At 37.6% G+C, this 13,798-nt stretch carries 17 protein-coding genes; 7 read left to right on the forward strand and 10 right to left on the reverse strand.

Annotated elements, in window-relative coordinates; translation table 11 throughout:
• The coding region (locus CXF74_RS19220) for a hypothetical protein (RefSeq protein ID WP_157822462.1) at nt 1-250 on the forward strand (250 nt) is incomplete at its 5' end.
• Between the two features lie 147 nt (nt 251-397).
• The gene (locus CXF74_RS19225; RefSeq protein ID WP_101084151.1) at nt 398-802 is read left to right on the forward strand and encodes a hypothetical protein; all 405 of its coding nucleotides are present in this window, start codon (nt 398-400) and stop codon (nt 800-802) included.
• 70 nt (nt 803-872) lie between these two features.
• Here CXF74_RS19225 and CXF74_RS19230 read toward each other — a convergent pair whose 3' ends face one another.
• Nucleotides 873-1,091: a DUF1653 domain-containing protein gene (locus tag CXF74_RS19230; RefSeq protein ID WP_101084152.1), complete on the reverse strand. Its 219-nt coding sequence runs from the start codon at nt 1,089-1,091 to the stop codon at nt 873-875.
• A gap of 153 nt (nt 1,092-1,244) precedes the next feature.
• Between CXF74_RS19230 and CXF74_RS19235 the strand changes: the two genes are divergently transcribed.
• Nucleotides 1,245-1,475, forward strand: a complete 231-nt coding sequence (locus tag CXF74_RS19235; protein ID WP_101084153.1) for a cell division protein ZapB — start codon at nt 1,245-1,247, stop codon at nt 1,473-1,475.
• 98 nt (nt 1,476-1,573) lie between these two features.
• Here CXF74_RS19235 and rraA read toward each other — a convergent pair whose 3' ends face one another.
• The 3 genes from rraA to pyrB all read right to left on the reverse strand — a co-directional run bounded on the left by rraA (nt 1,574) and on the right by pyrB (nt 3,814).
• Nucleotides 1,574-2,077 (reverse strand): ribonuclease E activity regulator RraA, encoded by a 504-nt coding sequence (rraA, locus tag CXF74_RS19240; RefSeq protein WP_101084154.1) that lies wholly within the window; start codon nt 2,075-2,077, stop codon nt 1,574-1,576.
• Nucleotides 2,078-2,416: 339 nt separating this feature from the next.
• Nucleotides 2,417-2,875: an aspartate carbamoyltransferase regulatory subunit gene (pyrI, locus tag CXF74_RS19245; protein ID WP_101084155.1), complete on the reverse strand. Its 459-nt coding sequence runs from the start codon at nt 2,873-2,875 to the stop codon at nt 2,417-2,419.
• Nucleotides 2,876-2,878: 3 nt separating this feature from the next.
• The gene (pyrB, locus tag CXF74_RS19250) at nt 2,879-3,814 is read right to left on the reverse strand and encodes an aspartate carbamoyltransferase (protein WP_101084156.1); all 936 of its coding nucleotides are present in this window, start codon (nt 3,812-3,814) and stop codon (nt 2,879-2,881) included.
• A gap of 125 nt (nt 3,815-3,939) precedes the next feature.
• On the opposite strand from pyrB, the gene dacB reads away from it, so the two are divergent.
• On the forward strand, nt 3,940-5,388 hold the full coding sequence (dacB, locus tag CXF74_RS19255; RefSeq protein WP_101084157.1) for a D-alanyl-D-alanine carboxypeptidase/D-alanyl-D-alanine endopeptidase: 1,449 nt from the start codon (nt 3,940-3,942) through the stop codon (nt 5,386-5,388).
• A 93-nt stretch (nt 5,389-5,481) separates the two neighbouring features.
• Here dacB and CXF74_RS19260 read toward each other — a convergent pair whose 3' ends face one another.
• The 3 genes from CXF74_RS19260 to CXF74_RS19270 form a co-directional block, all read right to left on the reverse strand.
• The gene (locus CXF74_RS19260) at nt 5,482-7,011 is read right to left on the reverse strand and encodes a hypothetical protein (RefSeq protein ID WP_101084158.1); all 1,530 of its coding nucleotides are present in this window, start codon (nt 7,009-7,011) and stop codon (nt 5,482-5,484) included.
• 159 nt (nt 7,012-7,170) lie between these two features.
• Nucleotides 7,171-7,965, reverse strand: coding sequence for a Cof-type HAD-IIB family hydrolase (locus CXF74_RS19265; RefSeq protein ID WP_101084159.1), 795 nt, complete (start codon nt 7,963-7,965; stop codon nt 7,171-7,173).
• On the reverse strand, nt 7,953-9,044 hold the full coding sequence (locus tag CXF74_RS19270) for an alpha/beta fold hydrolase (RefSeq protein WP_101084160.1): 1,092 nt from the start codon (nt 9,042-9,044) through the stop codon (nt 7,953-7,955). Before CXF74_RS19270 ends, CXF74_RS19265 begins: the two co-directional genes overlap by 13 nt.
• Before the next feature lie 209 nt (nt 9,045-9,253).
• Between CXF74_RS19270 and CXF74_RS19275 the strand changes: the two genes are divergently transcribed.
• Nucleotides 9,254-9,478, forward strand: coding sequence for a hypothetical protein (locus CXF74_RS19275; protein ID WP_101084161.1), 225 nt, complete (start codon nt 9,254-9,256; stop codon nt 9,476-9,478).
• 47 nt (nt 9,479-9,525) lie between these two features.
• On the opposite strand, the gene CXF74_RS19280 is transcribed toward CXF74_RS19275, so the two are convergent.
• Nucleotides 9,526-11,247 (reverse strand): proline--tRNA ligase, encoded by a 1,722-nt coding sequence (locus CXF74_RS19280; protein WP_101084162.1) that lies wholly within the window; start codon nt 11,245-11,247, stop codon nt 9,526-9,528.
• Nucleotides 11,248-11,308: 61 nt separating this feature from the next.
• On the opposite strand from CXF74_RS19280, the gene CXF74_RS19285 reads away from it, so the two are divergent.
• On the forward strand, nt 11,309-11,863 hold the full coding sequence (locus CXF74_RS19285) for a rhomboid family intramembrane serine protease (RefSeq protein ID WP_101084163.1): 555 nt from the start codon (nt 11,309-11,311) through the stop codon (nt 11,861-11,863).
• Here CXF74_RS19285 and tsaA read toward each other — a convergent pair.
• Together tsaA and rcsF are read right to left on the reverse strand one after the other, a co-directional pair.
• Nucleotides 11,844-12,545: a tRNA (N6-threonylcarbamoyladenosine(37)-N6)-methyltransferase TrmO gene (tsaA, locus tag CXF74_RS19290; protein WP_101084164.1), complete on the reverse strand. Its 702-nt coding sequence runs from the start codon at nt 12,543-12,545 to the stop codon at nt 11,844-11,846. The genes CXF74_RS19285 and tsaA overlap by 20 nt on opposite strands.
• Nucleotides 12,542-12,934 carry an Rcs stress response system protein RcsF gene (gene rcsF / locus CXF74_RS19295; RefSeq protein ID WP_101084165.1) on the reverse strand — a complete coding sequence of 131 codons (393 nt, stop codon included), beginning with the start codon at nt 12,932-12,934 and terminating at the stop codon, nt 12,542-12,544. Before rcsF ends, tsaA begins: the two co-directional genes overlap by 4 nt.
• Nucleotides 12,935-13,001: 67 nt before the next feature.
• Here rcsF and gmhB point away from each other — a divergent pair, with 67 nt between their 5' ends.
• Entirely contained in the window at nt 13,002-13,559 is a 558-nt protein-coding gene (gene gmhB, locus CXF74_RS19300; RefSeq protein ID WP_101084166.1) for a D-glycero-beta-D-manno-heptose 1,7-bisphosphate 7-phosphatase, read from the forward strand.
• Nucleotides 13,560-13,798: the final 239 nt, after the last annotated feature.

Here is a 13,798-nt window from a genome sequence, read left to right on the forward strand (position 1 = left end):
TAGCGCAAACCTATTATCTGATGTATATAAGCATATTTCTCAAATTACTAACCCCGCTTTAAATCCTTATGGCTTTCCTATTGAAGTAAAAAGTCACAAGAGTACAAGTAGTGATTGTCAAAGTGGTGATTATTCGATGCAGGTTCAACAACCTACTGCAGGCATTGGTCCTGCAACATTAACGATGAATAATTGTTTGATGGGCTATTCTGATGAAAGTAATCGAGTTACATTTAACGGGAAAAAATAAGTTAATTACAGACGTTATGATGAATTTGATCAGACGATTTCTTTTCGTACGGCATTTAATAATTACAGTTATAACAATAGTTTTACAGTATCAGGTAGTGAATACTTTAGCCGTAGTTTAACGGAAGGTATTTTTGATATTAGCGTATTGGGTAATGACTTCGGAAGTTACGATAGAATATTTACGAGTGATATCTTTATTGAATCAGAAAGTACGTATTCTGAATTTAATACAATATTAACAGATAACTTTAGGGTTGATGAAAAAATCAATAGCGATGGTCTAACACAATACTATGTGTCAGGTAATTATTACGATAAGAATGAAGGACTAGTCGTTATTAATACTGTTACACCTTTAGAAGTTATAGCCCCAATTCAAGAATCTGATGAGCAATTATCGCTTCCAACATTGGTAAATGGGCATATCGAATTATTAGGCGACAATAATAGTAAAGTAAAATTATTAGCTGATAACTTCAGTGTTACATATAGTATTGATGCTGATGGAGATGGTATTTATGAGCAATCTGGTTTAAGTAGTCCATTTTAGACTTCTTAATTGTCTAATATATTAAATTAATGCCTATTCATAAAAGTAATAGGCATTTTTTATAGAGTGATTATGCATCAACATAAACAAAGCGGGGTTGCATTACCCCGTTTATATTTACTTCTTCTATAAACATATCAAGCGGTCTAACCCAAAGAGCGTGATCTCCATACAGGGGGCGATAAACGACCATTTTCTCTTCTGTTTCACTGTGGGTTGCAATATCTTCGACCTGATAAAAACTACCTTTGTAGTGCTTATATTTTCCAAGTTTAATTAAACTATTCATCTATTTCTCATATGTGGCCTCAAAACGAAGTAAAAGCGTAACATATTGGCTTTTATTTTCCTAAATCAAAAACAATGGTTGAATAAGCGCGCTGGAATGCTTATTCTCATTGAATTAATCAAACGTATATAAATATTTTAAAGGGGCGAATTCATGACATTAGAGTTATTAGAGAAATTAGAAAGCAAAATTCAAAACGCAGTAGACACCATCTCTTTATTACAGATGGAAGTTGAAGAGCTAAAAGAAGACAAAAGAAACTTATCTGAAAAATCAGAAGAATTAGTTTCAGCTAATAGTAAATTAACGGAAGAGCACTTACAGTGGCAATCTCGTTTAAGCGCATTAGTGGGTAAAATCGAAGAAGCTGAAGAAACAATGTAATTTCACTATTTTTCAGTGCAGTGAAAACGGCGATAAAAAAAGCCCAATGAACTTTCATTCATTGGGTTTTTTTGTATCTCGATTTATCTGTTATCGACTTACTCTGTTTCGTCCACTTCATCTAGCTCTAGCGGTTCAGGCGAAATAATAATACCCGTGCTATCAGCGTAAAGAATATCTTCAGGTAAGAAACTGACACCCGCAAAGTTAACCGGTACATTTAACTCGCCGACTTCGTTATCTTCAGCACCGACTGGAATTGCTGTGATTGCTTGAATACCAATATCTAATTCTTCAAGTGCATCAACTTCGCGGATACAGCCATTAACCACTAAACCTTCCCAACCATTTGCAACGGCGAGTTCAGCGATATGTGAGTTAACTAATGCGCGACGTAACGAGCCTCCACCATCAATCAGCAACACTTTTCCTATGCCATTCTCTTCCAATGTTTTGTAAATAAGACCAACAGACTCAAAACATTTAATAGTAACGACTTCGCCGGCAAATGAACTACGGCCACCAAAATTAGTTAATAAAGGTTCAACCACGTCAATGGTTTCTGCATAAATATCGCACAGTAAAGAGGTATTATAATTCATAGGTGGCTCACTTATTGGTTGAAGTAATGGTCTCAGTATAAACCGATACTTATGTTACCTCAAGATGCTTTGTCAGGCGTGATCTTGAATTTCAGATCAAGGCACAACATGAGGTAATTGTATTCACTTTCCGATTGTTGTAACGCTGGGCTGACTTTCGAGATCGCGCCCCATAGGGCAAGGCAAGTTGCACCAACCTACGTTGTTATAAAATCTTTATGTAGAATAACTATACTTCAATTTTATGCCTAGTATCTTGGAGCAACTTGTCTTGCTGACTTTGCATCTTGAAGTATCATAGGTATAGCTCTTCATTTACAATTATGTTTCCATTAAAAATTAATCTAGCTCATTAAAAAATGAGCGATCAAAGGATTTTTCACAATAATGGCACTTGAGTTTTAAGTCGCGGCGGTTATTAACGTAAAATTGTGTTTCTACAGGCTCGTTATGACTAATGCAATTACTGTTCGGGCAAGCTAGCACGCCGACAAATGCATCGGGTAACTGCACTTTAAATTTATTAACCACAGTGAAGTTTTTAATTTGGTTAATCGTGGCATCAGGTGCAAATAAGGCAAGTTGGTTAGCTTGCTCGTCACTGATAAAAGTATTCTCTACTTTGATAAGATCTTTTCGTTGGCCGTTCTTTTTATGCAGGTTTAGACCTACTGTTATTTTTTCATTGGCTTGTGCCAGTTTAAAAAACTTTAATATTTTTATCCCTTGTTGTGCTGGGATATGGTCAATAACAGAGCCATCTTGAATTGCTTCAACCTGTAACTTATGGTCGTTCATGATTTAACCCTCCGCTTGAAAATGATTTGTTAATAATAACGCTAACAATGCTTGGCGTGCATAAACACCATTCTGTGCTTGTTCAAAGTAATAAGCATATGGCGTGTCATCAACGTCTTTATCTATTTCATCAATGCGCGGCAGTGGGTGTAGTACTTTTAAATTATCGCGTACACCACTTAACATAGAAGCATTTAATAAGAAGGCTGATTTTATATGTTGGTATTCTGTTTCGTCAAAGCGCTCTTTTTGAACACGTGTCATGTACAAAATATCAAGTGAATCAATCACCTCTTCAATACTTGAATGTACTGAGTAACCAATACTTTTATCATTTAGCTCTTCCAGAATATAATCCGGCATTGCTAAGGCATCTGGCGCGATAAAAAATAGTTTACAGTTAAACTGTGACAAGGCTTGCGCAAGTGAATGCACGGTACGGCCGTATTTTAAATCACCAACAAAGGCAATATTGAGGTTATCTAACGTGCCTTGTGTTTCGTAGATAGTAAACAGATCTAACAAGGTTTGTGTTGGATGCTGATTCGCGCCATCACCGCCATTAATCACTGGAATGTCAGTAAATTCAGAGGCTAAACGGGCCGCGCCTTCTTGAGGATGACGCATAAAGAAAGCATCTGCATAAGAGCTGATCACTTTCACTGAGTCCGCTAAGGTCTCACCTTTTTGTGCGAGTGAGGTATTACCACCACTGTCAAAACCAATAACACTGCCACCTAAACGTTGTACGGCTGTTTCAAATGACAAACGAGTACGTGTAGAGGCTTCAAAAAAACAGCTCGCAATTACTTTATTTTTAAGTAAATCCGGTTGAGGAGTTTTCTTTAAAGAGTTGGCTGTTTGCAAGATAAGTTCAAGGTCGCTACGAGTTAGATCAGCGATTGAGATAATATTCTGTTGGTATAGCGGGTTATTCATTTTTATGGACTCATGGTTAACCTGTGAAGAAGTAAATTATAACACCTTCATGATTGAATTCTTTAAGTGTTTTCGCTTTAAATCAGAGTTATGATGCGGAGTCTTTTATTTCTGGAATATCACTAATGTTGCCTCGTTTACTGTTTGTTTTTTCTCTTCTTTATTCAATTAATAGCGTGGCCAGTGATTGGCAAGCTTTGCACCCTTTATTACCTAAAGGCACGCAGTTTTCTTACATGGTCGTTGATGCAAAAAAAGGATCTGTATTAGCTGAGCATCAACAAGAAACGTTACGCACCCCGGCTAGCATACAAAAATTACTCACTGCAACGGCTGCTAAATTACACTTAGGTGGCGATTTTCAATATCAAACGCTACTGACAGGCTCAAAAAAACGAATAAAGAATCACCACTATCAAGGTGATCTACGTTTAAATTTTGTCGGTGATCCGACCTTGAAACGGTCTGATATTAGTAAATTATTAGTGACGTTAAAAAAATTAGGTATAAAGAAAATAAACGGTGATTTCATTATTAATGATGCGCAGTTTAATGGTTATCAATGGAGTAACGGCCAAGCCTGGAATGACCTGGGGGTGTGTTATACGGCGCCTTCAAATGCCATTATTGTTAATAACAACTGTGTCTTAGGTAATTTAAGCCTTAAGAGTAAAGATGCCAAAAAGGCAACCATCTATATCCCTGATTATGAGCCTGTTACGATTAGCGCGGATGTTGATGTAGTCACTAAAGAGCAACGTGAGATGCAGTTCTGTGCGCTGGAAGTGACTCGTAATAGCCAGAATAGTTATCATTTATGGGGCTGTATGGTGCCGAGGAATCGTCCTTTTGGTTTAGCGTTTGCTGTTAATGACCCTTTTCAATACGCGTCAAAAATTATTGAAGATGAATTACAGAAATTAGGCATCTCGCTGACTGGTACTGTTCGTTTAGAAAGTGAAAAACATGAGGGTGATGAAGTACTTGCTAGTTATCAATCTCCCACGTTAGATAAACTGCTAACCGTTATGATGAAAGAGTCTGATAATTTAATTGCGGATAGTCTGTTTAAAACCTTAGGGGCAAGTTATTTTCAGCGTGCAGGTAATTTTAGAAATGGCGGGCAGGCGATTAAAGCTATTCTTGCAGAGCAAGGTGTTGATTTAGAAAATTCTTACTTAGCGGACGGTTCGGGGTTGTCGCGTCATAACTTAATGAGTGCTGAGCTGTTTATGTCGGTACTGCAATTTGTTTATAAAAATGATAAGCAGTTTGAATTGTTATCAAGCTTTTCCATTGCCGGTATTGATGGCACATTAAAATATCATAAAGGCGTTCGTGGTAAGCAGTTCAAAGGTAAAGTGATTGCTAAAACAGGGTCGATGAAAGGGGTGGCTAATCTTTTAGGTGTTGTAAAAACAGATCAAGGAGATCGTTTGTTTGTTTTGATTTTAAATGGTTATAACAAACCTCAATCACTTTTAAATTCTGATGTCGCGCGTGATGAAAAAGCCTCTAAATATCGTTTTGAAAATGCTTTCTTTGAAACGATTCTACATTCTCCCATTCAATAATTTTAAATTCATCATCATTTTTAGATAACAAAAAGGGGCGTAAGCCCCTTTCCTTTATATGCCATCGCAGCATTGCTTCAATATCGCCGCAAGTTACATTTTAATAGGGAACCAAGTTGTTGGTTTACCTTGATTAAAAAGAACCACGCCAGTTGAATGATCCGCTTTATTAACGACCTCTAAATCACGAGTATGGATTGGGTAACTTAAACCATCGAAGTTAAGCTGTGACCAACCCGCTTTCTTTTTAATTAACAAACTCTGCCATAAATAATGCTGGTTTTGTGAAATGATAATAGGCGTATGAACACGCGAGATACGGCTAGAGAATCGATAACCCTCTTTTCTACCTTCAAAAATAAGCACTTCACAACCATTTTTCTTAGAGCACCAGTCAAGTACAACAATTGCTTCGTCGATACCATTACCGTTTAAGTCGTATTTTACGGCTGTGAATTTAGTGTCTTTAGGATCGGTGCGATGAATTTTAAAGTAGTCGTTCACTGCTTTTTGTATGTCTACATCAATTTCAGCATCAGGGCTAATACGTTGCGCGCTGAATTCACGGTTAATACGATTAACTTTGACAACTTCCACACCTTCTTTGGCATTCATTTTATTAAACATTAAAGGTTGTTCAAGCTGGGTTAGAATATTGCTTTGATTAACTTCCTCAACATTGAGTGTTAAACCTTCTCTTTTAAACACAAGTTCTTCGCGTAATTTTTTATCAGCCTGCTGAGTGAGCATAACAACCACTCTTTGCGGAGAGTTTGTTTTCCAAAATCCTGTTTTTAACGTCTCTTTACCATTGATCGTTTCTTTATATTCAACGGTATAGTTTGGATTTAGTGTTAGGTTCGTTGTTGTGCCGTTATTGTTGTTTAAGTAATAACCCGTAAATAACTGATCTTCAATAGGCCAGCCCGGTTCGCCACAGCCACTGTACTCACCCCAAATACTTTCCACTTGCGTGGTATAACCCCAATATTCTTTATTTTTTAAATCGTAACAATGGCCAGGTTGAATTTTAAGCTTAAGCCTTTGTCCTTTTTTATTGGTGGTGGTAATTGAATTGATTTGAGTGGTTCTAAAATCGGAATCATCCACTTCATAAGCTTGGTTACTTGCTTTGGTAGAGAAGAAAAGTTGATGGTTATCAATGCTTAGACGCCAGTATGGATCATCACCGTTAGCTTTAAACAAAAAAGTGTCAATAGGTTTTGCACATTGTAAAGAGGCTTTTGCAAGTGCCATATGATGCACTCTATCAACACGCATAATCGCATCTGATTTCTCAGACTTGTTTTTAGGGAAGGTTACTTCACCGGCAAACTCGATATAAACAGGCGTATAAGGCGTAGAAGCTATCTGTTCATACACGTTACGTAGTGCAAAATTAGCATCAACTGAGAACTCTTTATTGGCATCACAGGCCTTAAAGTAACCTTTGCCATCACCAAAGCTAAATTGTCCTCTGAAGTTTCCTTCTAATACTTTAGAAAAGTCTTTTTTGACAATGATTGGAGCGGGTGCCTTTTCGATAGGCGCAACAGGTGGTGGAGCGGAGCTACAGGCAATAAGAAAGAGAGGTGTTGTAAATAATAAGAATGAAAAGCGCATAAATAAACCTTTGTTCCATAAAAGTAATGGTGAGACTTTTTACAGTATAACAGCGCTTATTTATATTTCATCCTGTGGTAATTAAATATGTGTAGTGATTGCAACTATTATTAGATTCAAATCGACTCTGTAAATAATAGTCGCAGACTACACAAAAATTTATTCGCTAAGTAATTGGTTTATTATCGCCGATACACCATGCTCTTTTGCGGATAATGTCATTTCAGCTTTAGGTAGGGCATCACGCAATGCTTGTTGGCTATTCTTCATTAACATAGGTTTACCAACGACACTTAACATTTCAACATCATTCATTCCATCACCAAAAGCGACGGCTTGTTCTGTTGTATAGCCTTTTTCTTTTAGCACCGCTTTAACGGCAGTGCCTTTATTAGTATTAGCGTCCATTACCTCTAAACACTTATCAAGTGAAAAAGTAAGATTAATACGATCGCCAAAAAGAGTTTTTAACTCTTGGTAAACAACTTCTAATAATTCGCGCTCAGCCCAGAAGAAAACCTTAATGATATTGGTTTTATCTAATGCTTTAATATCTGTTGCACGGCAATCAAAATCGCCACCTAAACCAATATCATCAAGTTCTTTTAGGCGAAAATTTGCATACCAGTGTTCATCGGTAAATAAGTTGATTTGAATGGATGAATCAAATTCAATATTACAAATCTGCGTCGCAATATTGCTTGGTAAATTTTGTTTAAGAATTATTTCACCCAATTTATTGTGCACACGCGCGCCATTGGAACTAATTAAATAGATTGGCTCACCTAAGCTATCTTGTAAGCTCTTTGCTTCGATGTAGTGACGGCCTGTTGCGATAATAAATTTACGTCCGCTTTCAATCCAGTTATGAATGCTTGTTTTGCTTTCTGGAGAGATTTTATGATCAGGCCCGAGTAACGTCCCATCAAGATCGGAAATGGCTACTTTATACATGTCTGTTTACCTTGTGCTATGTCTGCTAAAAATTGGAAGGTGTGATTAAGTGCTGTTAAACGGTATTCATCACGTTCTAGTAATATCTCATGTTTTGCATCTTTAATGGTCAAAAACTGATTAAATTTACAATATGTTACATTATTGAAAAATGCTGTTTGCCCATCACTTGTGACAACCGTATCCCCTCCGGCTTGAACGACTAAAATAGGAATGTTGATTTTATTCGCATTTTCAATGGCTTGCTCAGTGGCGCTAATACTTGTGGCAACCCAACGCATGGTTGCATCACCAAGCTGTGTTTCTGGGAATGTTTTAAAGCCATTCTGGCCTGAGTAAAAGCGATTTTTGCTGTGTGTTACATGATTACCGATAAACTCATTGTCAGTATAAGCGCTACCAGTTGGTACATAACAGGCTTTGTCAGTAAACCAGCTACAAATTTCTGCACTACTATAAGTGATTAATTTAGCTAAGAAATTAGGTAGAGGCCCGAGGTTAATAGAGAGCATAGGGCTGAAAAACACAGACGCTTGGAAAGGGCTTTTATATTGCTGTAAATAAAGGGCGCTAATTGCCCCCCCCATCGAGTGCGATAAAAGATAGCGTTGCTGATATTTTTTATCTAATTCAAGTGACAGTACGTATTGGTTAAAATCATCGACATAGTCTTGGAAATCGACAACGTAACCTCGATATTGGTCTCCGCCAAAACGCTCTGAAAAACCTTGTCCACGGTGATCAATAAGAAAGACATCATAACCTTGCTGATTAAAGTCATAAGCAAGCTCTTTATATTTTAAGACACTCTCATTCCTACCTTGGCTAATGACTATCGCTTTCGGGTTACCGGTTGTAATCGAGACGTGGTGCACGGTTTTACCATCGATACCTTGAAAGTTTGCGCTGATTGCATTGTCTTGCCAAAATTGTTGAATCTTGGCATTAAAATTCGTGTCTAATGTTGATTCTGTGCTTAGGTTGAAAGGGTTATTGATCATTATTGACGTCGCAAAAGTGAGTGTTGCTGCAAATAAAAAAAGAGAGGTTAATAGTAATGTTCGTATTGGCTTTTTCATTTAATATCTCAGCGATTAAAGTGATATACCGATGATGTGGCAAGCTGCTAGGCATAAAATTTCAGTATTGTTATTATACATAAAGATTGTATAACAGCGCAGATTAGTGCGATTTCCCTTGCTGACTTGCACCTTGAAGTCGCATGAGTATCTATATTAATAACAATAGAGACTAATGGTAAGTTTTTATTTTTTAAAAGAGGTTTTTTGTGAAGAAGAAATTGGTAATACATTTTGATGCGCTGTTGGTATTAGTGCTGTTATTTATCATGTTACTTGGTTTGGTTGTTTTTCAACAATCTCAAGTGAGTGGAATTACATTAGAAAATCAGAAGCTACAATGGCAATCAGTAGAGGATAGTTTTAATTTAGACTCTCAAGCGAGTTATATTAAAAAACTACAGGAACAGTTGACTGAGAAAGTTGAGCAGTAAAAAGGTAAGCCACTCTCAAATAAGTGGCTTACCTTTAATAGGGTTAATTACGCTAATTTAGCTTTGATGAAGTCGATAACTTCTTCAATATTAACTTCTTGTTTTTCGCCTGATTTACGATCTTTGTACTCAATAACGCCATTATCAAGGCTACGATCACCGATAACTAGCGTATGTGGAATACCAACAAGCTCTGCATCAGCAAACATGATACCTGGACGCTCTTTACGATCGTCAAATAACACTTCAATACCGGCAGCTTGTAGTTCTGCGTAATATCTTTCTGCTAACTCAGCAACACGATGTGATTTCTTCATGTTCATCGGAACGATAACCACAGAGAAAGGCGCGAGTGCTTGGTTCCAGATAATACCGTTTTTATCATTGCTTTGCTCAATGGCTGCAGCAACAATACGTGAGATACCAATACCGTAACAACCCATTGTTAATGTCTGGTTTTTACCCAGTGGGTTCAATACTGCTGCTTTCATTGCTTCTGAGTATTCTGTACCCAGTTGGAAGATATGACCGACTTCAATACCACGTGCAATAGAAAGTGTGCCAGTACCACATGGGCTCGGGTCACCTTCAACTACGTCACGAATGTCAGCAACTTCATAACCTTCAATATCACGATCCCAGTTAACACCTGTTAAGTGTTGGCCTGTCTCGTTTGCACCACAAACAAAGTCTGCTAGTTTTTCTGCACTACGGTCGACTATAGTACGAATCGCCAAACCTTTAGGGCCGATAGAGCCAGCATCACAGTTTGCAGCTGTTTTAATTTGTGTTTCGTTTGCGAATACAAGTGGGCTTGCGATACCTTCAATGTTTTCAGCTTTGATTTCATTAAGGTTATGATCGCCACGTACAACAAGTGCAACGATAGGTGCGACTTCGCCTTCTTCACATGAACCTTCAACGAGTAATGTTTTAACAACTTGTGTTGCTTCTATGTTAAGTGCTGCACAAACTTCTTCAATGCTATGAACATTAGGTGTTTCAACAGTCGCAATGTCAGCACTTGCCGCTGGACGTTCAATGGTTGGTGCTAATGCTTCTGCTTTTTCTACATTGGCAGCGTAATCGCTTTCTGTAGAAAATACGATTGCATCTTCGCCACTTTTTGCAAGTACATGGAACTCATGTGAAGTACTGCCACCAATGCTACCGGTATCTGCGATTACTGGACGGTATTCAAGACCGAGACGATCAAAAATACGACAATAAGCGTCATACATGCCTTGGTAAGTTTTTTCTAAACACTCTTGCTCTAAATGGAAAGAGTAAGCATCTTTCATTGTAAATTCACGAGCACGCATTACACCAAAGCGAGGGCGCGTTTCATCGCGGAATTTAGTTTGAATTTGAAACAGGTTAAGCGGTAACTGCTTGTAGCTGTTTACTTCTTTACGAACAAGTTCAGTAACTACTTCTTCATGTGTTGGACCTAGTACAAAATCACGTGAGTGACGATCTTTAACACGTAGAAGCTCGCCGCCATATTTATCCCAACGACCCGTTTCCATCCAAAGGTCTGCTGGTTGTACAACGGGCATTAAAATTTCAACGACACCTGCACGTTCCATTTCGTCACGTACAATGTTTTCAACTTTACGTAATACACGTAGACCTGTTGGTAACCAAGTATATAAACCAGATGCAAGTTTACGGATCATACCCGCGCGTAACATTAGCTGATGGCTAACAATTACAGCGTCACTAGGAGCTTCTTTTTGTGTTGAAAGTAAATAATTGGTAGTGCGCATGGTAATCCTCAAGGTTTCAGGTCAATATAAAAGGGGGATACTATATAAGAAAGGGGGCGAAATGAAGCAGTATTTACAAAGTGGCAAGGTTAGTTTCTATATTATGTTGGCTTGTACTGTGGTTTTTATTTTAAATACACTGTTACCTATTAATTTAAACCAATTTGGCATCGTTCCTCGCTCGACTGCACACCTGTCAGGCATTCTGTTTTCACCCTTTTTACATGGCAGTTGGGCGCATCTTTTTAGTAACTTTATTCCTTTTGTTATTTTTGGTGGATTAATCGGTTTAAAAAGTAAAAAACGATTTTGGTTACTCTTTATGATTCATATTATTAGTACGGGATCTCTAGTGTGGTTATTTGCGCGAGGAAATAGTGTTCATATTGGTATGAGTGGCATCATTTATGCGTTTTGGGGTTATCTTATTGTTTATGGTTTTGTGCGCCGTAAATTCCTACATATTACAATCTCATTGATTACTTTGGTATTTTACGGTGGTTTAGTTTTTGGTGTCTTACCTACGACACCGGGTGTTTCTTTTGAAAGCCACTTGTTAGGGGCAATTGTTGGTGCAATCAGTGGCTATCTATTTGCTAAATCAGAGGCTCGATAGTGGTTACGCTAATAAGGTCATTAATGACCACCCATGAAATATTAAATTCAAGCAAGTGCATCGCGTAGGTTTTATTATCTGGTTTACCTTTTTTATAAGCAGGACGAGGGTCTTGCTTTAATACTTGGCTTATTAATGTTTTTAATTGTGGGTTGTTATCTACAAAAATTAACGCCTGTTGTGAAAAATCAATATCCATTAATACGTCAGGTGTTTGTTGTGCAAATCCAGCCTTTGCGTCCGGTTTTGCATCCGCATACGGAATATAAGGTTTGATATCTACAATAGGTGTACCATCAACGAGGTCAATATTACTCAGTTGTAAAAATAGCTTACCCTCTTTTTGAAGTAACCCATGAAATTCAACTAATGATAAACCAATTGGATTTGGCCTATTAGGGCTACGCGTAGCAAAAACACCCACACGTTTATTACCACCTAGACGGGGAGGGCGTACCATTGGTTGCCACTTAACGGGTTGTACATTTTTATGGAATATAAACATTAACCATAAATGGCTGAAACCTTCTAATCCAGAAAATGCATTAATATCATTATAAGGAGGCAGTATCTCTAATAGTGCATGGGCACTTGGTACTAATCCCGGCTGGCGTGGCACTGCAAATTTCTCCTTATAAGGAGAGTGAATCGTTGCGATGGTGTTCAGAGAGAAATTATTCATTGATTGTCATCATCGATGGTTACGTCAATTGCGCGCCCATAACAAATTATATTAGACAAACAACTCTTGTCGGCTTCAAAGTTAATACAAGATTGAAAAACAATACCATTAGCATTCATATTAGCAGCATTAATACGCGCATTGGTTCTTGCTTGCTTAATGTCTGCAGGTAGTTGCTTACTTTCTTGCTGGCAACTACTACCCTCTACTGCACCGAGTAACTGGTACTCTAAATCATCAAGATCTGATTTAGAGTAGATAGTCACTTGTGAGGGTTTAAAGTATTCATCGAAGTTTTTCTTATCTACATTAGAAGAAAACTGATAATTACTGCAGCCACTTAATGACAGGGCTGAAAAGAGAGCGATATAACATAGTGTAAATCTCATTAAGAAACTCTTTATAGTAGAAGAAAAAAAACGATAATAGCATCGGCTAATAAATTAAGGAAAAAGTATGACAGCAAGTAATAGTAAACGTGCCATTTTTCTCGACAGAGATGGTGTAGTAAATGTAGATAATGGTTATGTATCGGTAGTTGATGACTTTGAGTTTATCGAAGGTGTTATAGAAGCGTTACAAAAATTGAAAGAGAAAGGTTACTTGTTAGTGATCATCACTAATCAATCAGGTATTGCGCGTGGTTACTTTTCTGAAGATCAGTTTAATACACTGACTGAATGGATGGATTGGTCATTGGCAGATCGTGGTGTTGATTTAGATGGCATCTATTATTGCCCACATCATGCTGAACATGGCATTGGTGAATACAAAATTGACTGCGATTGCCGTAAACCTAAAGCGGGTATGATCAACGAAGCTGTAAAAGAGTTAGACATTGACTTGTCACAGTCAATATTAGTGGGTGATAAGGTCTCTGATATACAAGCTGGAATAGCGGCGGGCATTAAGAACAACTATTTAGTCAGAACTGGAAAAGAAATAACAGAGCAAGGTGAAAACCTAGCGACGGCTATATATGATGATTTAGCTTCATTAGCAGAAGTAATTTAACAACTTAGTGGGTAACTTTTACTTTTCTGTGGATAAGTTGTTATCAAAATAGGTATAAATATTGATTGCGAAATTAATGCATTTTTTAGTAAATAAACGCTTGCCAATGCTCGCGCAATCCCTATAATGCGACCCCACAGACAAGGCAACTAACGAAAGTTAATTACTAAGTCCGAACCAACAAACTGCCTTATTTATAAGTGATAGTTTGAGTCGAAAATCTTAATATAATTAAGGTG

The organism is Psychromonas sp. Urea-02u-13 (genome assembly GCF_002835995.1).
Classification (GTDB): domain Bacteria; phylum Pseudomonadota; class Gammaproteobacteria; order Enterobacterales; family Psychromonadaceae; genus Psychromonas.